The following is a 24076-nucleotide window of genomic DNA, read 5'->3' as shown; positions in this document are numbered from 1 at the left end:
GTATTCCCCTCTGACACCACGACTGAAGCGCAATGCGTTCAAACGAACTCACGCAAGGCGCTTTACATCTTTGTTTTTTGCATGTCGTTGTCCCAAAACCGCTGCGCACTTTTGGGCGACATGCTTCAGACCCCGCGCCGCTTGACCGCGGCTACGCAAAAAATTGATAACGTCGCACGATATATCCGCACTTCAACGTCTTTCGGAAGTCGGAATCGACTTCCGACGCCGAACGAGTTCTTCCGGGCTCCTGTATGTTTCCTTAAATCCTAGCCGATTTAAGGATAAAAACATGCAGCAAATCAAAGTGCTACAGTGTCCTTTGTGCGTCTAATAAGACGCGCGGCGCTCCTGCATGTTCCCTTAAATCGTTGCCGATTTAAGGATAAGAACATGCAGCATTTCAAAGTACTACAGCGTCCTTTGCGCGTCTGATAAGACGCGCGGCGCTGTAGGCAATCACTCGATCGGATCGTTGGGTACGGCAGCAAACCGCCGTCGTTTCGTTGTCGTCGAGCACCGGGCGCCAGGGCTTCGCGCAGGCTGCTGCCGCAGCACCAGCAGGCAGCCCGCCCGAACGATCGATATGTTTTGTCGTGAAAGAATTAGTCGGCAATCACGGTCCATTTGTCATCCGGATTGAACCGATCGATGAACGGCACGATCGCTTCGGTGCTCGGACCGAGATCTGCTTCGTAAACGATACCCTGCTGGTTGACGACGAAGGTCTTGACGCCGCTCTCGGCATATTTGACCGGCCAGGCGATCAGCCCGAAGCCGGCGATCATGTTGTCGTTGATGACATAGTCGTATTTGCCGCCAGCGATATTGTCGCCCTGAGACGTCAGAATGCGGAAGCGATAGCCGAAATAGCCCTCGCCTGCCTTGGCCTTTTCCAGCGCCGCTTCGCTGATCGCGTCGCCGACGGGGCTTGTCTCCTCGCCCTCATCGGCCGGCCAATAGAGCCCGTCGGTCTGGCCCGGGCTGCTGATCAGCTTCTGGGCATATTCCAGCACGCCGTCCCCATCGCGGTCCTCGGACGCATAGTCCTTCTGCGCCTCGACATAGGCGCGCGCCGCATCGATCGCCTCGAGCTCGTTCTGGCCGACGCGGCGGTTGACGATCTCCTCCAGGCCGACATAGGTGTCGAAGGACCATTTGCCGTCCTCACCCTTGGTGATCGGGAATGGCAACGGCCAGAGCCGGTCGCCGATTTCGACGATCTTCTGGTTGCCGCGATCGCGTAGGAAGACCTGGCGTGCCGCGCCCTCGCGAATGAGAGCAAACGTGTCCATGACCCCTTCGCTCGCTTTCAGCTTCGTCGCATCGAGGCCAAGCAGGCCGGCAACGCCGTTGAAGTCGTCAGCCGCGAGCGCCTTCTTGAATGTCTCGACGGCTGCGGACGGATCGTCGAACAGCGGCGAGTCGTTCGCCGACGCATAGTCGCTGATGTCGCTGGCTTCCTGGGCATGAACCGGTTCGACGGAAGCGAGCGAGAGCGCGACGGTAACGGCAGATCCGAGGAGAATGGATTGAAAGAGCTTGATCATGGTCGTGCCCCTGTTGACCGTCAGCGCCTGCCGCCGCCGCGTTTGATTACCTTGTGCGGCCTGCCGCCGCCGCTGTGACCGCCGCCCATGCTATGCCCGCCGCGCTGGGAGGCGACCACTTCCCGCTTTCCATGGGAGACATTGCCAAGTCCGGACGGTTTGCGCGGCCGGCTGTCGAGCTTCGCCGCCGCCTTGGGTTTGCCGACAGGCCGGTCGATCGTCGCGGGCCTTTTGCCGGCCGCCCGGTTGATGCTTGGCTTGGCGACATCGCGTTGCGCCGCCGCAGGCCTTTCGACGTTCGGTCTCGGCTTTGCTTCCGGCCTCGGTCTTGCCTGCAAACCCTCGAGCGTGCTCTTGCGCACGTCCTTTAGCTGGCCGCTGCCCCCACCGGGACGCTGTGTGGGGCGATCTCTCTCGAGTTCAGCGGCGCGGGTGCGAATGCTGTTGTCGGTATTGGCCTTGATATTGTTGCGGATGTTCGTCCTGTCGAACTTCTGGAGCTGATCCCGGTCGAAGCTCAGTTTGCTGCGATCGACATTCTTCCAATCGATGTCGTTCCACTTGATCTTGCCGTTGATGTCGATGTTGTTGAAGCACTTGTTGCAGTCGACATTGATGTCGCCGTCCCAGCGCCCGCCCCAGACGCCCCAGTTGTCCCAGTCGACGACCGCTGCCCATACCGCGCCGGTCACGGCACCAGCGAAAAACGCCGCACCCGGATAATAATAGGACGGATAGGGCTGCGGATAATAGGCGATCGGCACCGGCGCATAATCCGCCTCGTAGAGCATCGCCGGCGGATATTGCGGCACATAGATCTTTTCCGGGCTCGCCGCCTGGATGACGATGTTGTCGCCCTCTTCGACCACCTTGACCTTGTCGTCGGACTTGATGACGCCATTGGCGACCGCTTCCTCGCGCAGTTGCTGAATGGCGATCAGCACGTCTTTCTGCTGATAGGCGAGCGCCTGGCCGAGCTGTTGCGTCCACTCGAGGTCGTCGCTCATCATCTTGACAATCTGCGGATAGTTCAAAAGCGAGATCACGCTGCCGTCCCAGCTTTCCTTCGGCTTCAGATCGGGATTTTTTGCGCGCGCCTCGAGAAAGCGCTCGGCCTCGACGATCTGCAGGGGATAGAGCGATGCCGCGGAGATCAGCGCCACCAGCTCATCGGGATAAAGCGCGATGCGGGCGACGAGAATCTCAAGCTCTTCGTCCGTAAATGGTTCGGGCGCCGGCTGTTCCTCGGCAGGAGCGGCGGCCGTCTGCTGGGCAAAAGCATTCGTTACGAGAAAGCGGTCGCCGCCGATGTGCAGCAGCGAGATTGCCGCCAGGGCGGCGACACCCCGCAGGATTGACTTGATCATGACAACGCCTCCCAAATCGCCCGTCGGAGAATGCGCCGCTTTCTCGACGAAGCGGTTGACCGTTCCGAGACGGGCCCTGTCGTACAAGTCGCAGGCGAGACTACCACTCTTGATGTTCGCATCAAAGCCACAGCAATCAATAGGTTTCAACTCTGGCCGAGCGGCGCCGATTGTGCCAGATGGACCATGTCCAACACCCTTGGAGACTGGAAGTCGTGAAACAGCCGCGCCACTCACCGAAGAGACATGGCAGCGAAACGAAAGCCGAGGCCGGCAAGCGCGTGACGCTCGCGCGTGCGCTGTCCAAACTCGGCTATTGCTCCCGTACGCAGGCCGAGAAGCTGATCGCCGACGGCCGCGTCAGCGTCGGCGGTCGAACGACGACGGATCTTTCGCGCTGGGTCGATGTCGGGGCCGACAGAATTGCCGTTGACGGCGTCACGGTCGCGGCGGAAGCCAAGATCTACCTGATGCTGAACAAGCCGCGCGGGCTTGTCACCACGCGCGACGATCCGGAGGGGCGGCCGACAGTCTATAGTTGCCTCGGCGACGCCGATGCGCGGTTTCTCTCGCCGGTCGGCAGGCTCGACAAGGCGAGCGAGGGACTCCTGCTCTTCACCAACGACACGGTGCTGGCGCAGCGCCTGCTCGACCCGGAGACGCATCTCGGCAAGGTCTACCATGTGCAGGTGAACGGCATCTTCGGCGACGACGCGGTTGCGGGAATGATGGAGGGCGTCGTGGAAGGCGGTGAACGGCTGCAGGCCATCGGCGTCAGGCGGCTGAGAAGCGGCGACCGCAACAGCTGGATCGAGGTCGAGTTGCAGGAGGGGCGCAACCGGCAGATCCGCCGCATGCTGGAGGTGCTCGGCTTCGAGTGCCTGCGGCTCGTGCGCGTCTCGATCGGCGAGATAAAGCTTGGCGACCTGGCGAAAGGTGAAGTCCGGCCGCTGACCGAAGCCGAGATCCGATATCTCCGGCGGCGCACCGGCCTTGAGATTTGAGCAAGGCGATGGGTGAAAATCCACCCATCTTCCGGCGGCTTTGTTTCCAAATCCACCCATATCGCGCGCATCAGGCGCGGAAATCGGCAAAGTGACCGCGGGTGGCAGTTGTCTGTGCTAAAATCCCGTCTGCAAATAGGCGATCCAGTATCGGCACGGGAGGAACCATGCCGGCTGGTCCATAATTTCATCGGGAGGAAAAGATGAAAATTCTGCAAGCGCTTCTGGGCGCTGTCGCCGCCGTTTCCCTTTTTGCCGCCTCGGCCAGCGCCCAAAACTATCCGGAGCGCTCGATCACGATGGTCGTGCCGTTCTCGGCCGGTGGCCCGACCGACACGGTCGCCCGTCTCGTCGCCGAATCGATGTCGAAGGATCTCGGCCAGCAGATCATCGTCGAGAATGTCGGCGGCGCCGGCGGAACGCTTGGCGCGGGCCGGGTCGCCCAGGCCGATCCGGATGGCTATACGGTCCTGCTCCACCATATCGGCATGGCGACCAGCGCCACGCTCTATCGCAAGCTCGCCTACGACACGCTGAACGCCTTCGAATATGTCGGCCTCGTCACCGAAGTGCCGATGACGATCGTCGCCCGCAAGGACTTCGAACCGACTGATCTCAAGGGGCTGATCGACTACGTCAAGGCCAACAAGGACACGGTGACGGTCGCCAATGCCGGCATCGGCGCCGCTTCGCATCTCTGCGGCATGATGTTCATGAGCGCGATCGACACCCAGCTCACCACCGTGCCGTACAAGGGCACCGGCCCGGCAATGACCGATCTGCTCGGCGGCCAGGTCGACATCATGTGCGACCAGACGACCAATACGACCAAGCAGATCCAGGGCGGCACGATTAAGGCCTATGCCGTCACCTCTCCCGCCCGTCTCAAGATCTTCCCCGATCTGCCGACGGCCGTCGAGAGCGGCCTCGCCGATTTCCAGGTCGGCATCTGGCACGGCATCTATACGCCGAAGGGCACGCCGGCCGAAGTGAACGAGCGCCTGTCGAAGTCGCTGCAGCTGGCGCTCAAGGACGAGAATGTCGTCGCGCGCTTTGCCGAGCTCGGCACCGAACCGTCGAGCGACGCGGACGCGACGCCGGCGGCGCTGAAGGCCAAGCTCGAAAGCGAGATCGCCCGCTGGAAGCCGGTGATCGAGGCCGCCGGTCAGTACGCCGACTAACCGAGTGACAAATCTGCCGCCGCCACCGCCTGTCGCAAGACAGAACGGCGGCGGCAACCTGTCTCCGTTCGGTGATGAACGCATTCAAACCGAAGGACGTGATCGGTTCGAAGAAAGTGGCGCGGGATGCACCGATTGCTTCCGCGTCCCGCGTCAGCGCCGAGGTGGAACGTTGACAGCTGTCAACTCGATGAAGGTCCGGTCCCTCGCCCGGACAATGAGACGCGAGCACATTCGCCTACAGCACCGCGCGTTTTGTTGGACGCGCAAAGGACGCTGTAGCGGTTTGAATTGCTGCATGTTTTTATCCTTAAATCGGGTAGGATTTGAGGAAACACGCCGCAGAAGGGAGCGCGGCTCAACGGCTCCCGAACCAAGTGGGGACACGATGAAATCCATCTCCTTCGACACGACCAATGCCCTATGCGGCAGCATCCTGACGGCCGTCGGGTTGTTCTTCGTCTGGCAGTCGCTCAGCCTCGAGCTCGGCACCGCCTTCCGCATGGGCCCCGGCTACTTCCCGCTCCTGCTCTCCTGCGTGTTGACGCTGCTCGGCGCCGTCATCCTTGTGCAGTCCGCGCGCGTCCAAGGCGAACCGATGGGGGCGATCGCGGTGCGCGGTATGTTCCTCATCCTGCCCGCACCGATCTTTTTCGGGCTGACCGTGCGAGGATTGGGGTTTGTTCCCTCAATCTTCTTCACCGCGCTCATTGCCTGTTTCGCCTCGCACCGCATGAAGCCGCATTGGGCGCTCGCCATCTCGCTTGCGTTGACAGTCTTTTCGGTCGCCGTGTTCAGCTACGGACTCAACCTCCCGTTCGAGCGCTTCGGCCCCTGGGTCCGGTTCTAGGAGGCGATGATGGATCTTTTCAGCAATCTCGCCCTCGGCTTCGCCACCGCCGCCTCGCCGGCCAACCTTCTCTTCTGCCTGATCGGCGTCCTCCTCGGCACGCTCATCGGCGTCCTGCCCGGCATCGGCGCAACGGCAACGATCGCCATGCTGCTGCCGATCACCTTCCAACTTGAGCCGGTTTCCTCGCTGATCATGCTCGCCGGCATCTATTACGGCGCGCAATACGGCGGCTCGACCACCGCAATCCTGATCAACATGCCAGGCGAATCCTCCTCCGCAGTGACCGCGATCGACGGCTACCAGATGGCGCGCAATGGCCGCGCCGGTGCAGCACTCGCAATTGCGGCGCTCGGCTCGTTCTTTGCCGGAACCGTCTCGACCTTTCTGGTCGCGATCTTCGCGCCACCGCTCACCGAGATCGCGCTGGAGTTCGGCGCGGCCGAATATTTCTCGCTGATGATCGTCGGCCTCGTTTCCTCCGTCGCACTTGCCCATGGCTCGATCGTCAAGGCGCTGGCGATGGTCGCGCTCGGTCTGCTGCTCGGCCTCGTCGGCACCGACATCTATACCGGCACGCCGCGCTTCACGCTCGGCATTCGCGAATATGCAGACGGTCTCAATTTCGTGGCGGTTGCCGTCGGCGTCTTCGGCATCGCCGAGATCCTGCGCAATCTTGAAAGCGAGAAGACCCGCGAAGTGCTGATGGCGAAGGTCAGTGACCTGATGCCGACACGCGACGATTTCAAGCGGATGTTCGCGCCGGTGTTGCGCGGCACCGTGATCGGCTCGGCATTGGGCATTCTGCCGGGCGGCGGTGCGATCCTCGCCGCCTTCGCCTCCTATACGGTGGAAAAGCGCATGTCGGATCGGCCCGAGGAATTCGGCCGCGGCGCCATCGCCGGTGTCGCAGGGCCGGAAAGCGCCAACAATGCCGGAGCGCAGACGTCCTTCATTCCGCTCCTGACGCTTGGTATTCCGGCAAACCCTGTCATGGCGCTGATGATCGGCGCGATGATCATCCAGGGCATCGTGCCCGGCCCGAATGTGGCGGTGGAGCAGCCGGCGCTCTTCTGGGGCATCATCGCCTCGATGTGGATCGGCAACCTGATGCTGGTGGTCTTGAACCTGCCGCTGATCGGGCTCTGGGTGAAGCTGCTGAAGATCCCCTATTTCGTGCTGTTTCCGATCATCATGGCCTTCTGCTCAATCGGGGTCTACAGCGTCAATTCCAACGTCTACGACCTTTACGCCGTCGCCTTCTTCGGCCTCGTCGGTTACTTGCTCCTGAAGCTGCGCTGCGAACCGGCACCACTGCTGCTTGGCTTCGTGCTCGGGCCGCTGCTGGAAGAGAACTTGAGGCGCGCCATGATCCTGTCGCGCGGTGACCCGACCACCTTCGTCACCCGGCCGATCAGCGCCGTGCTGCTGCTGATCGCGGCAATCGTGCTCGTCGTCGTCTTCCTGCCGGCCGTCAAGGCCAAGCGCGAGGAGGTCTTCGTCGAGGAGGATTGAGAGGCGCCAATGCCGCTGTCAGCCGCTTCACGGTTGACAGCGGCGCCGGAAAGGAACCTCATGCGGGGTGGGGCGTTCAACAAGCGATCGGCGAGCGTCCCGTCTTCGCCGAATCCGATCACGAGGAGGGGTTCCATGATCCAGCGTCTGCTGGCCGCAGGCAGCCTGTTCTTTGTCGTTGGAGCAGCACAGGCCGACGAAACGGCATTTCTCGGATCACTCGAAGGAAAATGGACCGGCAGCGGCATGGTGAAGATCCGGATCAACCGGTCGCCGATGAACGTGTCCTGTGTCTTCAATTCTGACGCCAGCGGTCAGGCCCTGTCTATGAAGGGAACCTGTCGCAGCCTGATTGTCGTGTCGCGCGCGGTTGGCGCCGACTTGCAGTTCAACGGGGCAAACTACAGCGGCACCTATGTCGGGCCGAGCGGAAGACCGGCCGGCTTGACCGGAAGCCGACGGGGCAATGCGATCAACCTCACGATCCGCTGGCCGAGGCTGGTGAACGGCGACCGCAGCGCAAACCTGACCGTACAGAAGGTCGGAGAGAACGGCATGAGATTGGTGACGACCGATGTCGACCCGACCTCCGGCGACAGCGTCGTCACCAGCGATATCAACCTGCGCCGGCAATAGTGGTCGCCGGCCCGCAAAAGCGCTAACTCTTTGAAAAAACAGGTTGGAACTAAAGCCCTGAAGGGCTCTAAAGCACGCCCCAGCCGCGATAACGTCCCCTGCCCGTCATTTCGCGCACGCCGAGCTCGCGCACCAGATTGAGCGCACTGCGCGGCGTGATGCCGACATGGCGGGCGATCAGCGCCGTCGAGACGATCGGCCGCGACAGAACGAGATCGATCAACCCAGGGAGATTGCTGCTCGAACGGCGATCTCTCACTCGCATCTCCATTTGCGTCTTTGCCAGGGAAAGCCGGTCGAGTTCCTTCATGCCGAGATCGGCCGTCACCGTCATCGCCTCGAGGAAGGCAACGAGCCGCGTCAGCCTGTCCTTCGACCGGCGGCGCTCGTAGCGGATCGTCTTAAGGCCGGTGTTGAACGCAAGCACGTGCGAGGACACTTTACCGCGAGAACGCAGGTAGACCCCGACGAGCAGCGAGCCGAGCCAGTGTTGCCGCCTGAGCGGCTCGATGCGGTCCCAGGCGTCGAAGAGAATTGCCGCTCCAAGAGAGGCCGGCAACTGATCGGCCGTCGAAAGCACGGCGCGCCAGGCATCGAGCCGCTGCTCTTCGTCCCAATCCTCCTCGAACAGCAATCCGAGTTGCCCCATGGGCTCCACGCTCGCCTTCGCGGCTGGCGACAACCCGGAAACCGTTTCCTCGATACCGCCCGAGTGAGTTTCCAAAAGCCGTTGCGACCGAGCGATCGCTGCGTCGAGTTCGGCAAATTCAGCGGCGAGCGGATTTTCGCCCGCTTCGTCTTCCGTGTCCGAAAACGCCGTATCCCGATTGGCTTCGGCCGACAGCTCCTGGCGATGGTTGTGCTCCGCGACCGCCCCGCCCTCGCCTCTCAGCACGTTCAATCCGGCGCTCGTCAGCGCCCAGCCCGGCTCGGCAAGATCCAGCCGGCGGCGGGCGCGCAGCACCGCATGGGCGATGGTCAGCTCATGGGAGGGTGCGCGCGCATCCATATGCGCATCGTGCAGCACGAGATCCTCGACATGCACCAGTTCACCGGCGACCCAGAGCGCCGCGGCCGCATCGAAAAACTGCCCGCGCTCGCGAAACCCCTCCGACACCGGGTGCCGGCCGGCCCGTTCGTCGAGACGCGCAAGGTTGTCTTCCGCCGCAATCAGGGCCGGCAGCAGCGTTGGATGGAGCGGATCCGGGGTCTCGTATCTCATTTTAAAGACGAAGCCTTATCGACGAAACGGAAGGTAACACGCGATTTCTTTCCGTCACAGGCTTCCCGGGCGTTCTCCCCTGCTAATATCCCGATCGACGCGCCCTCGTATGGAAAGGCGGCTGCCCGCCCTGCCCGCGCGCATATCGCGCCGTTGCCTCGACTTCAACGTGCTCGAACCGCAGTTGACAGCTGTCAACACGTGCACCAAAGGCACGCGTCATTCTTCTGGTCGGGTCGGCGTCCGATCGGCACAGGCTTACCGAGCGCTATGCCGAAAGAAGGGTGAGGCGATCGTGCCACCGCCTCGCCGTTGACAGCTGTCAACTGACATCGATATGAAGTCGGCCACGATCGAAAATGCCGGCTGCACTTCGAAATGAAGACGCCGGAGAGTCAGGAATGATGAGTAGCTTGCGACGTTGCTGCGGTTCTCACTCGAGGCGGCGTTTATGTCACGCAGGCAAGCGTCAATCGGCATTTCGTGACCGTGCCTTACTGAATGCGTGAGAGCGCACCAGCAGGATGGGAAGTCGAAAGCAATTCCCCGACTGTCGAGGTTCGAGGCCGCAGCTTTGAGACCGATGGATAAGATCGGCTGTTGCGGAAGGAGCTCACGGCAGGCGGCAAGAATGGAGAGCCCATGGCAAGCGTTCTGGCGGCAAGTGGCGGCGTCAAGCAGGTGATATGCATCAACTGGGGCACGAAGTACGGCCCGCCCTTCATCAACCGGCTTTACGCCATGGTGGCGCGCAACATCACGCCGCCTTTCACGTTCACCTGTTTCACCGATAACCGCAGCGGCCTGCGGCCCGAGATTCTCTGCGAAGATCTGCCGCCGCTCGACGTGGCGATGCCGGTCAACACCAAAGGCATCTGGCCGAAAGCGCGGCTCTGGGGTCCGAAGCTCGGCAATCTCACTGGTCCGGTGCTGTTCCTCGACCTCGATCTGGTGATCGTCGGATCGCTCGATTCCTTCTTCGAGTTTGGCGGGCCGGACGACGTGGTGCTGGCGCGAAATCAAACGACGCCCTTTGAACGTCTCGGACAGACGTCGTTGTTCCGGTTTCCGGTCGGCAAGCTCGTTCCGCTGCAGGAGAGGTTCCGCGCCGATCCGCAGGGCGTGGCTAATGAATACAGCTTCGAACAGCGCTTCGTAACGCGCAATGCGCCGGGCGGCGTCAAACTCTTTCCGCGGCGCTGGGTTCTGCATTTCCGGCAGGATTGCCGCTGGCCCTTTCCGCTCAACTATTTCCTGGCACCGCGGCTGCCTGCCGATGGCCGCGTGGTGCTCTTCCCCCGCAGCCTGCTGCCGCAACATGCGATCGATGGACAATTCGGCTACAAGGGTCGTCCGGCGACGCCGCTCGGACATATCCGCGGCCTGTTTGCACGTGACCGACGGCAGAAAGGCGTGTTCAGCTATCTGCGCCACTACATCCGCCCGACGCCATGGGTGGCAGAACACTGGCAAGAGTGAGCGGCTTCGTCGGTGACTTTAGAGTACTTTCATTGAAACGGGGAAGCGCTCCGGTTCTTTAAAAGACGCAATGCCGGACGAAAAGCCATCACGCGCATTTCCTGGAACTGCTTTGCTGCATATTTTGCGCTTAGTAACATGCAGCAGTTCAAAGTGCGCCCTTGCGTGCGTCTAAGACGACGCGGCGCTGTAGAAGCCTCCCGTTAGAGGCGTGGAGATCCGGCCAACGAGGCGAGGGGCTCAGAACTTGGGCTGTGCCCGCTGATTTTCGCGTAGCCAAACACATGGAGCGCCGAGCCGCCACGACTGTTGACAGCTGTCAACATCGAAAATTTGTCGGCTTGTGGAGGGTCCCCGGCCTCGCTCGCAGCCACTTGCTGACGAGGCGGGATGTCGCCTGTTTCTGGTCGTCCGAGGTGTCGGAAATTAAGAGCGAGATAGCTTCCGCAACGTGCAATTAAAGTCTTTTTTGCCAATACGTTACGATAACCGCAGAATTGTTAAGAAAGCGCCACCAGACGCTGCCAAAACGCATATCGAGGCGAATCCGTCACGCAGCCTGAGTTTCGGATATTTTACGCCTCAACGCAATGGTTCGACACGACGCGGCCTTACAGTAGGTGACATTGCCCTGCCCGTCTCTTCACTGCAGGGGGCCGAAGAAGGTCGCTCTCTCCCGACGGGTCTGCCTATCTAGCTTGCAAGGGCAACTCCTCCACTTCCCTTTGCACGGCTCAACGCCAGGACCATTGGGGCAATCGAAAATTCCTGCCGTCGCGCCCGTCTCGTGAGTTCACGCAGGTAGCCGCCCGGCGATGTGATCTGCTCGGCTCTTTCCAGGATGCAGGCGACGATGGTTGCCGCGTTCTCGCAACCAAGGACGGAGCAGGCGTCGTCATAAGCATCGGCGCTGACATTGAGCATGGAGCGGACGACGATTGCCGCCGTCATCAAATCCTTCCAACTCAAAATCTGGCCAGAAGGCCCATAGTCGGCGATCTGTGGGCAGGCTTGCAGGACGGCCGGCAGCGGGATTTCGCGGCACGGCCGTTGAGGCAGCGTACTCGAGCGATCGGTGGCGGCCGGCGACGTTGTGTGGCGTGACGCCGGTTTCGGTCGATGTTCAGTCAAAGCCTGTACAGCGTTTGTTTCGGCTGCTTTTCGCAAAAACGGTTCAGGCCCTTTTCCCAAGCATTGTTCAGATTCAGAAAGAGAGTCTGGATGTGAATTCTGTATGTGGCGTCCATTCTGGTGATCATTGGTGTCCAGTTTTTGGGAATTCAGCAGATTTTCCAATTGGTTGGTAAGATCGCGGCGAAGACTGTCCATCGCTGCGAGAACGGCTTCGATGTCAGAGGCTGAAGGCTTGCGGGGAATCTGCGCGATCAGCAGTGCGAACATCCGCTCGCAGTCCTGCCGATCGCTCTGTGGAGCGCTTTCGCGGATGAGATCCAGCAACTTGGCAACGTCGCGCCGGCAGAGGCTCAATCTTTCACGCATGATGCGCAGATGCTGGCGTTCGGCGGCGAGCTCCGCGGCGGTGGTTTCGAACTCGGCCGCACGTGCGATCAGCGGAGAGAGATCGAAACCGAAGGCTTCTCCGACGGTACCGCTGTGGCTTCGCCGGACGTAGCGCTTGCCGTTCGGGCTGTCGCGCCGAAGGATCAAGCCTGCTTCGACGAGAGCGGCGAGGTGGCGCCGCAAGGTTGTTCCGGCCATGCCATGCGCTCGAAGCGAAAGCTGGGTGTTGGACGGAAAAACGACAAGGCCGGTTTCCCCGGACAGTTCGGTGCCGGGATAAAAGCTCAGCAGCGCATTCAGCACCGCCAGCGAGCGATCGGAGACGCCGACCACGGTCTTCGCTTCGCAAAGCCAGCGAAACAATTTCCATTTGTCGACCGATCGTTCCGCCCGGGTACGGCCGGCAGTGATTTGGCTTGAGAGCATGCCAAGCGTCATCGGCCGCCGCCCAAAGGGCGTCGTCACACTTCCACGTTCCATTTTTCTTCACCTTATCCAAGGCAAAAGAAAACCGTTCGCCGAAACGACGTCAAAAACTCTTGACACTGATTCGCGGAAATGGGATTCTCTGGTCGCTACACGAGAGAAGGGTTTCCGCAGCGCTAGTCGTTCGGAAGCCTTTTTCTTTTGCTCTGTTTAATCTCCTGTTTCCTGTTGGTATTCGAGGTACAGAGATTGAAGCCTCTGCCTCACGAAATCGGCAAAACCCGGCGCAACCTTCCTACTGAAAGCAAGAGTCGTTTCTGACTCCGTCTCGCGGATGCGTACGGGACGTGTGCGGTCGGGCGCGATCCACGCCTCGACCTTTGCGCGCTCTTTGGCCGTGCTGAGGAAGCTCAGCAGCTTTTCGAAGCGCTGATCGCTTTCGCCGGACGGAAACTCGGTCTCTTCGACAAATTCGAGCGCTCGCGACCGGTTGCCATCGAGATCGATAAGATCGGCCAGTTCCATCCACCGTCGGCGTCCAAAAGCGGGGGCGGCACCGACCGCCTCGATTACTTCGACCGGCAGCCGACGCACCACAGTGATCATCTTGGACAGGGCGGCCTTGTCGACGCCGAGCGACGACATGATGATCTCGCGCGAGAAACCACGGTCTTCGAGACGCGTCGCAAAAAGGGCGCGCTCGATAAAGGAGAGGTCCGTGCGGGCGTTGTTCTCCTGCCCCTGGGAGACGACGAGCTGTTCGTCGCTGAGATTGCGAATGACCGCCTTGACCTTGCCGCCAATTTCGCGGAGCGCCGCAAGCCGCCGGTGACCATAGGCGACTTGGTAGCGCTCCTTCGCCGTCGGATGTGGTCTGACGAGGATCGGCACCTGTTGTCCGTGGTCGCGGATCTGTTGCACCAGCGCCGCTTGCGCCTCGGCGGTAACACCCAGCCGGTCGACAACGAAGGAAGCATCGATCAGCGAAGGGTCTAGATCGACGATCGATTGCCCTTCGGCAAGCTGGCGCTCCAATTCCTCGGCGCGCTCCACCTTCTGTGTGATATTCGAAAGCGACCTGGTAATCCCGCCGACGAGGCCGTTTGGCCGGTGGCCCTGCGCGAGGCCGGCGATCGGGCGCTCGACGGCCGGCCGCTCTCCGTCTACCGGAGCCGTCGGGCTGTCGGAAATGCCGATCAGGTTCTTGCGCGCCATCGCTTACTTCCTTCCCCAGACCTTGCGGATTATCTCTTCAATCTCTGAATTGACGAGCGAGAGCGAATCCATCGCCCGGTCGTAGGTGCCGCGGATGAATTGCGAGCGTTCCACCTCGTAGAGCGTCTGCTTGGTGACGCCTGCGTCCGAGATGGCGGTCGACTTCACCATGGCATTCTGGAGCATGCGATTGCCGAAGATCGCCCGCATGAAGCCGGTCATCTGGCTTTGCGGCCCGTCATTCGGCTCGAAACGGGTGACCAGATAGCGCATCCAGTCGTAGCTCGTGCGCCCGCCCGCCTTTTCCACCACGGTCATCAGGTCGCTCGTCATCGACAGGAACTGCGACATCGACATCACGTCGAGCATCTGCGGATGCACGGTGATGAGCACCGAAGTTGCGGCGCAGAGCGCCGACATGGTCAGAAAGCCAAGCTGCGGCGGGCAGTCGATGACGGCGATATCGTAGAAACTCTCGATCTCGGAAAGCGCCTCGCCGATCCGGGCGAAGAACAAGGTTTCGGCCGACCCGCCGATCATTGCCTTCGGCGTCTCATGTTCGAACTCCATCAGTTCGAGATTGCCCGGTATCAGGTGGAGATTGGCGGTGTAGGTCGAGCGGACAATGTCGCCGATGGGGCGGGGGTTCTCGTAGCGGATGGCGCCATAAAGGGTTTCGGCCTCGCCGACGTCGAGCTCCGGCTGGTGGCCGAAGAGGGCGGAAAGCGAGGCCTGCGGATCGAGATCGATCGCCAGCACGCGATAGCCGCGGAGCGCGAGATATTGGGAGAGATGGGCCGACGTCGTCGTCTTGCCCGAGCCGCCCTTGAAATTCATGACCGAAACGACCTGGAGCTTTTCGCCCGGTCGGCGGTGAGGGATGTATTTTCCGGTCTTAGCGCCCTCGTCGAGCACGCGGCGGATGCGGTCGATATCCTCGACGGCATACATGCGCCGGCCGTTTGACAGCGGCTGCGGCCCGTGGCCTTCTGACGCGATCTGACGCAGGTATCCTTCACCGATTCCGATGAAGGCCGCCGCCTCGGCCGGAGTAAACAGCCGCATCGTTTTTTGTGCCGTCGGGGAGAAGATCTTTTTCTGATGTTCCTGCAACTGATGAGCAAGCTCCTGAGCGTCGGCGGACAGCAGGGATGGCAAATGCTCCTGCTCCTCAAGACTCTGGATTCTCTGCTGCAACATCGCCCTCTCCGAAAAACTGCGCAAAATTCGAGAATAAACCCCTATCTGCGCAGATATACTATGCGCCGATTCGTTGCCAATTTACAAACGCTTAACAAAAAGCCCGTTTATCCCGCCGGGACGTCGCAGTTTTATGAATTTGTCTGTTAAACAGTTGTCCGCGGACAACTTTTGTGGGCGACCCTCGATTCGGTTGTCCGCGGACAACCGGCGCGCTGCTGTCGCGGCGGCGACGTTGCTTTGAGTCTACGTTGAGCGTCAAGTTACGCGGACAATGGGATCGAGCACCGGGCGCGCAAGTCATGACACGGCGAGGTGCCGTGACGCACGGCCGTCCCGCCACGTCACCCTTCCTCATTCCTGTGCTTGTCACAGGAATTCAGCAGCGCTCGAGTGCTTGGGCGCAGAGAATTTGCGTTGGAACCGAAGCGGACCAGACGGATTCAGCCACGGCGCGGACGCGCCGTGGCTGGATCCCTGTGATGACCACACAAAGAGCATCTGCGGCCGAAAGTTCCTCGGTTGGTCCGATTTCACTCAGACATCGTCAGGAATTCCTCACCAAGCCGTTTGAATTGGGACGCACCGACAGGCCAGCAGTACGCTGCTGTCCTATGGCCGTCGCCGCCAGAGTCAGTTTAACACTTTGAATTTGTTCGGTTCCTGTTTGGACGATCGCGGCCGGCGACGGATGCGTTCGATCGGAAAGCGCGAAGCTCGATCGTGTGTCGTTCCTGCTCCATGAGCCTGCGAACTCAACCGTGTTTCGCGCGACATCGAGCTTGATGCGAGCGAGTCGATCAGCTGCTAGAGAGTACGCGTGTTAGAATATAAATTTAGTAGACTATTGACAGACTGCTCGATCGTGGCACGATTGTGTCTGAAGAACGCGAACAGGGAAGGGCGCTGCATGTTCTATCTCGGTGGAATGACGCTTGGCTATTTCGAGCCGCCGGTGTCGAAGGCAGTGATGCGCAAAGAAAAGGCCGCTTGCAATGTCCTCCGTGGCGATGTTTCAGCGGAGTGCGAACGGGAGCAGGAACAGGAATGGGGCCGTGCGTTCCTGACGCCTTGGCATCTCTTCTACTAAAAAGGGGTTTGGGCGAGGGCGTGACGCGGCGCCCCGTCCGCATCTCGGCTTGCGAAGACGATATCGCATCTGTGCCAGCGGCCATCCCGGCGAGGATTCTCCACTCAGCCGGGCCATCGTGATACGTTGATAGTGCAGCATCCGGCGTGGAAAACCGGCGGGCGTATTCACCGGGACTGTTGCCGCGGCGGGAAATGTTTAAGGTACGGGGTCAGTCATCAGCCGAGGATCCCGCCATTCCCACCGATCGTTCTTCCCACGAGGAAAAGCGTCCAGAGCAGCCGCTCTCCCTGCACCAGCGGATTCTCGGTGACGTCGAGGGGCATATTCTGTCCGGCGACTGGCCGCCGGGACATCGCATTCCTTTCGAGCACGAGCTGACCGAGCAATATGGTTGCTCGCGCATGACCGTGAACAAGGCGCTGACCGAACTCGTCAAGAAAGGCTTGATCGAGCGGCGGCGCAAGTCCGGCAGCTATGTCACCTTCCCCCACGTCCAGTCCGCGGTGATGGAAATCCACGACGTCAAACTCGAGGTGCAATCGCGCGGCCTCGAATACGGCTATCGTCTCGACGAGCGGCATGTCCGCAAGGCCGGTGCCGATGACACGGGACGCATAGACCTGCCGGCCTCGGCGCGGCTGCTCGATATCACCTGCCGGCATCTGGCGAGCGGCCGGCCCTTTTGCCTTGAGGAACGGCTGATCAATCTTTCGGCAGTGCCCGAGGCTGAAGCCGAACCGTTCGATGCTGTCGCACCCGGTTCCTGGCTGCTCGGCAAGGTGCCGTGGAGCACCGCCGAGCATCGCATCCGGGCCGTGGCAGCGAGCCGTCAGGCCGCGCAGGCGCTCGGCGTCGCGGTCGGTTCGCCCTGTCTCGTCATCGAACGACGGACATGGAGCGGCGGTGCGCCGGTCACCAGCGTTCGGCTGACCTATCCGGGCGACCGCCACGAACTGGTCGCGGAGTTTGCGCCGAGCGCGATCGGGTAGAGGCTCGACAGCGAGTGAATACGGGTGCAGCGGACCCGTCTGCCGTGCACTCGGCGCGGCTTTCGCCGTTCGGGCCGCGACCTTTTCCCAAGATCGTCAATCTCAGCCTTGCGCAGCGACGGGCGCGGGTGCACCCTTGGTCAAGCCTTGACCTCGCGGGGGGAGGACGCAAGCCCCGAGGAGCCATCGATCTCCCGGCACTGAGGCATCTTGGCCCGCTGCATGTTTCCTTAAGTCGCAGGCGAATTAAGGAGACCCACGGCGCTTTAGATCACGAGCGGGATGCGGGCGGAAAACCGCGCACACTTTTCCTCATCCCGCTCTACTGCATGTTTCCTTAAATCGGAGCCGATTTAAGGGTAAAAACATGCAGCGATTCAAAGTGCTACAGCGACCTTTGCGCGTCTGAAAAGACGCGCGGCGCTGTAGAAAACGTGTCATCGTGGTAGGAGGATCGCCGATGCGCTGCTTCACGGTACTTGGGCCTTCGCAGACCGGAAAATCCACGCTCGTGGAAAAGCTCAGTCTGCTCGAAGGCCAAGCAAGAAAATCCGCCTCTCCCTATGGCTTGAGCCTGACGGAGTTCGAATTCGGAAACGAAGAGTGGTGTGCGCTGGACACACCCGGAACCAACGAGGCGCTGGCGCATGCGCAAGATGCGTTGCTCGCCAGCGATGCCTGTGTGCTCTGCGTCTCGCCGGCTCCGGAGGACGCCGTGCTCGCGGCGCCTTACCTCAGGGCGATCGAGGCATCGGGAACGCCCTGCATCCTTTTCGTCAACCGCATGGACGAGCCGAGGGGACGGTTGAGAGACGTCGTCGCTGCTCTCCAGGACTATTCCAACCACCCTTTTGTCCTCCGGCAGATCCCGATCCGCGAGGGTGACAAGATCATCGGCAGTTGCGACCTGATTTCCGAGCGCGCCTGGCGCTACCGGGAAGGCCAGACGTCAGCGCTTTTCGAGCTGCCCGAAAGCGTCGTCGAGCGCGAACACGAGGCGCGCACCGAACTGCTGGAGCATCTTTCCGAATTCGATGACTGGCTGCTGGAAGAGCTCATCGAGGACCGCGAGCCGGCGAGCGATACCATCTATGCCATCTCGACGCGGGTCCTGAGCGAAAACAAGATCATCCCGGTGCTGGTCGGTTCGGCAAGCCACAGCAATGGCATTCTGCGGCTGATGAAGGCACTCCGTCACGACGCCCCGCGGGTGGAGGCGCTTAGAAAACGCCTTGCCGCGGACGGTGGCATCGCCGATGCGACACTCGCCGCCGTCAGTTTTCACGCCCATCATCGCCCGAGTGTCGGCAAGATCGTCTTTGTTCGCGCGCTCGACAGTGGCGTGAAGCAGGGAACCATGCTCGGCGGCGCCGGGCTCGGCGCTTTGCAGGATCCGGCGAACGGCCGCCCCCTGGCATCGGTCACACCGGCGCCCGGTCAAGTCTTCGCCGCTGTGAAATCCGATCACCTCGTCGTGCCGTCGCTGTTGACTGCCAATGCGACCGTGGCGCCGCCGGAATGGACGACTCCGCCGACGCCGATGATGGAGCGGATCCTGGTGCCGGAAAGCGAGCGCGACGAGACCAAGCTTTCCGAAACGCTTGCCAAGCTTTCCGAAACAGATCACGGCCTGAAGGTCATGCAGGAGGAGGGGACGGGCGCGCAATTGGTCTGCACCCAAGGGCCGGTGCACTTGCGCGACCTGTGCCGGACGCTCTCCGATGTCTTTCATGTCGAGGTCAGCGAGCAACCGCCGAGCCCGATCTATCGCGAAACCATCTCGAAGTCGTCCGACGTGCATTATCGTCACCGCAAGCAGACCGGCGGCGCTGGCCAGTTTGCGGACGTGAAGCTCAGCGTGCACCCCAATGAACGCGGCGGCGGATTCACCTTTGCCGAAACCGTCAAGGGCGGGGCCGTTCCGAGAAACTTCATACCGGCGGTTGAAGCGGGCGCGCGCGAGGCGATGGACAAGGGCCCGCTCGGCTTCAAGGTCATCGACGTCGGCGTGATGCTGACCGACGGCCAGCATCACTCGGTCGACAGTTCGGAATACGCGTTCCGCACGGCGGGAAAGATGGGCGTTCGCCAGGCTCTCTCACAGGCCTCGTCTGTGCTGATGCAGCCGATCTTCCGGGTGGAGATCCATATCCCCTCGATCTATTCCGGCAGTCTCGTGCCGGTTGTTTCGACGCTGAAAGGTCAGGTTCTCGGCTTCGACCGGGACGAAGGGGCGAAGGGATGGGATGTCTTCCGCGCCCTTATTCCAGGCGCCGCGCTTGACGACTTGGCGCGCTCGCTCAGATCCGCCACACAGGGGATCGGCTACTTTTCCAAGGGCTTCGATCATTTCGAGGAGCTTTACGGCAAGGAAGCCCAGAGTGTGATTACGGCGCATGGAGCGCATGCGAACGAACATTGAGTGAAGCCTTGGGCCTCTTTACTGTTTGTGCCCTTAAATCGGAGCCGATTTAGGGGCACAAACATGCAGCGATTCAAAGTGCTCCAGCGTCCTTTGTGCGTCTGAAAGGACGCACGGCGCTGTAGGACCGCTGCCGAAAGCGGCGGCCTCGCACCGCCTCAGACGACGAAATCAAAGCGGCCGAATTTGCCGTCGGCAGTGTCGCGGATGTCGAGCAGCAGCGCATCCGAATAGAGGCCGTCGGTCGCATTGGCCGGTTCGTTCGGGAAGAAGAGCTGCGTCGTGAGCAGGCTGCCACCGCGCCGCTGCACGCGGAGGTGATAGTGCCGGGTCCTGCCGCCGTAACGCGCGGGCACGATCGTGCCGAACCACCAGCGGCCGTTTGCATCGGTGAACTGGTGCGCGCGCAGCCTGAAGCCGCTCGTGTCGTAAGCGCCGGTTTCGTCGGCGTGCCAGATCTCGACGAGGCTGTTGGCGAGAGGCCGGCAGTTTGCGTCGAGGACATAACCGGCAAGCGTGATGCGCTCACCATCGGGGGAGTCGGCAAAGAGTTCGTGACGCATGGGCGCGTCGGGTTTGTAGAAGGGACCGGCTGTGCGCGCGAGGGTCAGGTCGCGATCATTGCCGCAGGCGGGCGTCAGCGGCACGCGGGGCCGTTGCGCGGCGGCCTCTTGGATGATGGGCAAGACCGGAATCGCCAGAAAAGTGGTCAGCAGAGAACGTCGCGTTGGAAGCATGGCAGGCTCCTTTCACGCCTCTACAGCGCCGCGCGTCCTATCGGACGCGCAAAGGACGCTGTAGCACTTTGCTTTGCTGCATGTTTTTATCCTTAAATCGGCTAGGCTTTAAGGAAACATGCAGTGTTCGGCGCGGCCTCTTTTGGACGTTAGCACGTAATAGAGGGGAGCAGCTTCACAAAACGGTCATCGACCTGTTTGCGAACACCGGCGGGCCGGCCCGCCCGCGCATCCTTTTCGGACGCGCGGGGGATTGTCTATTCCGCAGCAACGACGCGACGGCGACGGCCGATCGTTGCCTGGGTAACGAGGAAGGCTCCAAGGGCGCAGAGCGCGATGCCGGCCGCCATCGGCAGCGCGGTGCCGTCGAAGAAGATACTGGTGATGACCATCGCCACGGCGGAGGTTACGAAATGCAGCGTTCCCATCAGCGCCGAAGCGGTGCCGGCAATCTCTCCGTGATCCTCGAGCGCCAGCACCGACGACGTCGGAATGACGAGACCGAGGACGCCGTAGCCGACGAAGAGGAAGGCCGCCATGACCGGCAGCTGATTGAAGCCGAGGCTCATGACGACGAACATGCTGACCATGGTCAACGCGAACATGGTCACCGCCATCCGCATCAGCCGGACGAGGCCGAAGCGTTCGCCGAGCCAGCCGGTCGCCTGCGATACGGCGAAGAACGAGACCGCGTTGATCGAGAAGGCGAAGCTGTATTGCGTCGGCGTCAGGCCGTAATGGTCGATCAGGACGAACGGCGAGTTCGCGAGATAGACGAGGAAGCTCGAGATGCCGAGGCCGCCGATGAAGGTCAGCGTCAGGAAGTTGCGGTCGCTGAGAAGCAGCCGATAGGCGGCGATCGCGCTGCCGATGGTGCTGTCCGAGCGGTGTTCCTTCGGCCGCGTCTCCGTGAGCTGCGTCGAAAGCAGAATCAGCCCGATCACGGCGGCAATCATCACCGCATAGAAGACGCCGCGCCAACCGTAGAATTCGATCACGGCGCTGCCCGTCAGCGGGGCAAGGATCGGTGAAATGCTGAAGACGAGCATGAGCAGCGACATCAGCCGCGCCGCCTGGACGCCGGTGTGCATGTCGCGCACGACCGCGCGCGGAATGACCATGCCGGCGGCACCGCCGATGCCCTGAAGGAAGCGGAAAACGATGAGGGTCTCGATGTCGCTTGCCATCGCGCAACCGATACTGGCGAGCGCAAAAAGCCCGATGCCGAGATAGAGCGGCGCCTTGCGGCCCCAGATATCCGAGAGCGGGCCGTAGACCAGCTGGGACAACGCGAAGGAGATGAAGAAGGAGAGCAGGCTCAGTTGCACGATGTTGTTTTCAGCGCCGAGATCCTTGCCGATCGAGGGCAGGGCCGGGAGGTACATATCGATCGCAAACGGCCCTATGGCCGATAAAAGTCCAAGAATAATGGCAGTGCGTAGAAATGAAGCCGTCATGATGATGCTCTTTCAGAAACCGCGAAGGCAGAGCCGGATGCACCTGCCGGCCCATCGCTGTCGCTAAAGGTTGAAACGGAAAAGCGGCCGCCGGATAGGCATGGATGCGGCTTGGGAGGATCGCATCTGCCCGCGACTGCTCGTGTCTAACAAATTGGACACGCGTGTAAAATTAGACACTATTGTCTAATTCGTCAACACGTCTTATTTTCATGGCATGAAAAAACCAAAAGCGCCGCAACCGAAGCAGGGCGGCCCCACTCAAAAAGGCCAATGCGCCAAACGCGTCTCGATTTTGGACGCCGCTGCCCAAGTATTTTGCCGTGAAGGTTTTGCCGGCGCCAGCATCGACGAAATCGCGATGGAAGCCTGCGTCTCGCGGCAGACCGTCTACAACCACTACCGCGAAAAGGAGACGCTGTTCATGGCGGTCGTCCAGGATATCCTGGACCGCGCCAATGCCGCCCTGTTTTCGATTCTCGCGACCTTTCCCGACAACGGCGACAATCTCGAAGACGAGCTCACAGCCTTTGCCGTCCGCCTCAACAAGAACTGCGTGTGCAATCACGACGGAAAGTTCATCCGTAAGCTGGTGCAGACGGAAGGCGAGCGTTATCCGCATCTCTTCGAGATCTGGCGCGAGCAGGGACCGGGCAAGATCGGAACCGCCTTGGCGGCGCTCTTTGCCCGGCTTTCCCATGTCGCGCGGCTGGACATCGACGACTTCGACCTGGCCGCCAAGCAGTTCCTCGCTTTGGTCAATGCCGATCTGCAGATGATCAGCGCCCTTGGTGGAACGCCGAAGGACGAGGAACTCGAGAAGTCTGCGCGGGCGGCCGTGCGCACCTTCCTGCGCGCCTACGGCAGACCGCCGGCTCGAGTGGCTGGCGACGTCGAAGAACTCAGCGAAGAGACGGCCTGAGCGAATTCTATCACCGCTTCAGCCAGGCCTCGATCCCGCGCGCCGCAGCGCGTCCCGTGGCAAGGCAGGCCGTCAGCAGATAGCCGCCGGTCGGCGCCTCCCAATCGAGCATTTCGCCGGCGACGAATACCCCCGGAAGCGCCTTCAGCATATAGTCGTCGTTGATACTGCTGAAGCTGACGCCGCCCGCCGAGGAAATCGCCTCTGCGATCGGCCGGGGTCTTAGAACCGGAATCGGCAAGGCTTTGATCAGGCTCGCGAGATCATGCGGATCGGCCTGAAGGGCTGCAGGTGCCACCTCCCGCACCAATGCGGCCTTGACGCCGGCAAGGCCTGCGGCTTTGCGAAGACGGTTGGAGAAACTTGCCTTGCCGTGCTGCCGCTTGAAGTCGCGGGCAAGGCGCTCCACTGTTCGTCCGGGCACGAGGTCGAGCACGAGTGTGGCTTCGCTGTCGTGCTCAAGCCGGTCGCGCAAGCTTGACGCATGGGCATAGACGAGACTGCCCTCGATGCCGTGCCGTGTCACCACGAATTCGCCCGGAAAGACGCCGGCATCAGACGAAGCCGTCACCGATTTCAGCGGTTCGCCGGCGAAACGGTCGCGAAAGCTCTCGCTCCAGGCGACATCGAAGCCGCAATTGGCGGGTCGAAAATCGCTGACCGCGACGCCCTTTTCGCGCAGCAAGGCCAGCCAGCCGGCATCGGAGCCGAGCCGCGGCCAGCTCGCCCCGCCAAGCGCCAGCAAGGCGGCGTCGCAATGGACGACCGTGCGTCCCTCCGGCGTCTCGAAGGCATAGCCGCCGTCATCGAAACCCGACCAGCGATGACGGGTGCGAAGCTCGGCGCCCTGCGCTTCCAGCCTGCGCAGCCAGGCGCGCAGGAGCGGGGAGGCCTTCATGACCGTCGGAAAGACGCGCCCCGAGGAGCCGACGAAGGTTTCCGTGCCAAGCCCGGCAGCCCAGTCTCGCAGGTCGTTCGGCATGAAGGCGTCAAGCGCAGGGCGCAGCCGGTCCGACGCGGTGCCGAAGCGCGTCGCGAAGAGCGCATAATCCTCGGCGTGCGTGATGTTGAGGCCGGATTTGCCAGCCAGCAGGAACTTGCGCCCGACCGTCGGCATGCTGTCGTAGATCGTCACCGAATGGCCAAGGCGAGACAACACCTCCGCCGCCATGAGGCCCGCCGGCCCGCCGCCGATGATCGCGATCTCTCTTGTCTTCATCTGTCTGTCTGACGTGCGAATCTTTGCCCGCAGTCTTGGCCTGCCAAAGGGCAGGGCGCAAGGGCGTGTCG

At 61.5% G+C, this 24076-nt stretch carries 19 protein-coding genes; 10 read left to right on the top strand and 9 right to left on the bottom strand.

Features of this window, described 5'->3' with window-relative positions; genetic code table 11:
- Positions 1 to 605: 605 nt before the first annotated feature.
- Together PZN02_RS26315 and PZN02_RS26310 are read right to left on the bottom strand one after the other, a co-directional pair.
- Entirely contained in the window at positions 606 to 1550 is a 945-nt protein-coding gene (locus tag PZN02_RS26315) for a DUF2950 domain-containing protein (RefSeq protein WP_280661902.1), read from the bottom strand.
- Positions 1551 to 1570: 20 nt separating this feature from the next.
- On the bottom strand, positions 1571 to 2917 hold the full coding sequence (locus PZN02_RS26310; protein ID WP_280661901.1) for a DUF3300 domain-containing protein: 1347 nt from the start codon (positions 2915 to 2917) through the stop codon (positions 1571 to 1573).
- Positions 2918 to 3096: 179 nt separating this feature from the next.
- Here PZN02_RS26310 and PZN02_RS26305 point away from each other — a divergent pair, with 179 nt between their 5' ends.
- The 5 genes from PZN02_RS26305 to PZN02_RS26285 all read left to right on the top strand — a co-directional run bounded on the left by PZN02_RS26305 (position 3097) and on the right by PZN02_RS26285 (position 8103).
- Complete coding sequence (locus PZN02_RS26305; RefSeq protein WP_425336312.1) at positions 3097 to 3921, top strand: pseudouridine synthase; 825 nt, start codon at positions 3097 to 3099, stop codon at positions 3919 to 3921.
- Positions 3922 to 4124: 203 nt separating this feature from the next.
- Complete coding sequence (locus PZN02_RS26300; RefSeq protein ID WP_280661899.1) at positions 4125 to 5102, top strand: tripartite tricarboxylate transporter substrate-binding protein; 978 nt, start codon at positions 4125 to 4127, stop codon at positions 5100 to 5102.
- 388 nt (positions 5103 to 5490) lie between these two features.
- Positions 5491 to 5952 carry a tripartite tricarboxylate transporter TctB family protein gene (locus PZN02_RS26295; protein ID WP_280661898.1) on the top strand — a complete coding sequence of 154 codons (462 nt, stop codon included), beginning with the start codon at positions 5491 to 5493 and terminating at the stop codon, positions 5950 to 5952.
- Positions 5953 to 5961: 9 nt separating this feature from the next.
- Positions 5962 to 7467, top strand: a complete 1506-nt coding sequence (locus PZN02_RS26290) for a tripartite tricarboxylate transporter permease (protein ID WP_280663288.1) — start codon at positions 5962 to 5964, stop codon at positions 7465 to 7467.
- A 135-nt stretch (positions 7468 to 7602) separates the two neighbouring features.
- Positions 7603 to 8103: a hypothetical protein gene (locus tag PZN02_RS26285; RefSeq protein ID WP_280661897.1), complete on the top strand. Its 501-nt coding sequence runs from the start codon at positions 7603 to 7605 to the stop codon at positions 8101 to 8103.
- A gap of 67 nt (positions 8104 to 8170) precedes the next feature.
- Here PZN02_RS26285 and PZN02_RS26280 read toward each other — a convergent pair whose 3' ends face one another.
- On the bottom strand, positions 8171 to 9325 hold the full coding sequence (locus tag PZN02_RS26280; RefSeq protein WP_280661896.1) for an RHE_PE00001 family protein: 1155 nt from the start codon (positions 9323 to 9325) through the stop codon (positions 8171 to 8173).
- Between the two features lie 642 nt (positions 9326 to 9967).
- Between PZN02_RS26280 and PZN02_RS26275 the strand changes: the two genes are divergently transcribed.
- Positions 9968 to 10804: a glycosyl transferase gene (locus tag PZN02_RS26275; RefSeq protein WP_280661895.1), complete on the top strand. Its 837-nt coding sequence runs from the start codon at positions 9968 to 9970 to the stop codon at positions 10802 to 10804.
- Positions 10805 to 11497: 693 nt separating this feature from the next.
- Here PZN02_RS26275 and repC read toward each other — a convergent pair.
- The 3 genes from repC to repA all read right to left on the bottom strand — a co-directional run bounded on the left by repC (position 11498) and on the right by repA (position 15163).
- Positions 11498 to 12805, bottom strand: coding sequence for a plasmid replication protein RepC (gene repC, locus PZN02_RS26270; protein ID WP_280661894.1), 1308 nt, complete (start codon positions 12803 to 12805; stop codon positions 11498 to 11500).
- Positions 12806 to 12961: 156 nt separating this feature from the next.
- Positions 12962 to 13966 (bottom strand): plasmid partitioning protein RepB, encoded by a 1005-nt coding sequence (gene repB / locus PZN02_RS26265; RefSeq protein WP_280661893.1) that lies wholly within the window; start codon positions 13964 to 13966, stop codon positions 12962 to 12964.
- 3 nt (positions 13967 to 13969) lie between these two features.
- Positions 13970 to 15163, bottom strand: a complete 1194-nt coding sequence (repA, locus tag PZN02_RS26260) for a plasmid partitioning protein RepA (protein WP_425336366.1) — start codon at positions 15161 to 15163, stop codon at positions 13970 to 13972.
- A gap of 913 nt (positions 15164 to 16076) precedes the next feature.
- Here repA and PZN02_RS26255 point away from each other — a divergent pair.
- From PZN02_RS26255 to PZN02_RS26245, 3 genes are all read left to right on the top strand, one after another.
- The gene (locus PZN02_RS26255) at positions 16077 to 16256 is read left to right on the top strand and encodes a hypothetical protein (protein ID WP_280661891.1); all 180 of its coding nucleotides are present in this window, start codon (positions 16077 to 16079) and stop codon (positions 16254 to 16256) included.
- 326 nt (positions 16257 to 16582) lie between these two features.
- Positions 16583 to 17248, top strand: coding sequence for a histidine utilization transcriptional repressor HutC (gene hutC, locus PZN02_RS26250; RefSeq protein ID WP_425336365.1), 666 nt, complete (start codon positions 16583 to 16585; stop codon positions 17246 to 17248).
- A 460-nt stretch (positions 17249 to 17708) separates the two neighbouring features.
- On the top strand, positions 17709 to 19670 hold the full coding sequence (locus PZN02_RS26245; protein ID WP_280661889.1) for an elongation factor G: 1962 nt from the start codon (positions 17709 to 17711) through the stop codon (positions 19668 to 19670).
- A 158-nt stretch (positions 19671 to 19828) separates the two neighbouring features.
- On the opposite strand, the gene PZN02_RS26240 is transcribed toward PZN02_RS26245, so the two are convergent.
- On the bottom strand, positions 19829 to 20407 hold the full coding sequence (locus PZN02_RS26240; protein ID WP_280661888.1) for a dioxygenase family protein: 579 nt from the start codon (positions 20405 to 20407) through the stop codon (positions 19829 to 19831).
- A gap of 257 nt (positions 20408 to 20664) precedes the next feature.
- Entirely contained in the window at positions 20665 to 21864 is a 1200-nt protein-coding gene (locus tag PZN02_RS26235) for a multidrug effflux MFS transporter (protein ID WP_280661887.1), read from the bottom strand.
- Between the two features lie 217 nt (positions 21865 to 22081).
- Between PZN02_RS26235 and PZN02_RS26230 the strand changes: the two genes are divergently transcribed.
- Positions 22082 to 22786 (top strand): TetR/AcrR family transcriptional regulator, encoded by a 705-nt coding sequence (locus PZN02_RS26230; RefSeq protein ID WP_280661886.1) that lies wholly within the window; start codon positions 22082 to 22084, stop codon positions 22784 to 22786.
- Between the two features lie 10 nt (positions 22787 to 22796).
- Here the strand turns inward: PZN02_RS26230 and PZN02_RS26225 are convergent, their stop codons facing one another.
- Entirely contained in the window at positions 22797 to 24005 is a 1209-nt protein-coding gene (locus tag PZN02_RS26225; protein ID WP_280661885.1) for a TIGR03862 family flavoprotein, read from the bottom strand.
- Positions 24006 to 24076: the final 71 nt, after the last annotated feature.

This window comes from Sinorhizobium garamanticum (assembly GCF_029892065.1).
In the GTDB taxonomy this organism is placed as follows: Bacteria; Pseudomonadota; Alphaproteobacteria; order Rhizobiales; family Rhizobiaceae; genus Sinorhizobium; species Sinorhizobium garamanticum.
Note: the sequence above shows the minus strand (reverse complement) of the source record. Positions and strands in the feature narration are given on the sequence as shown.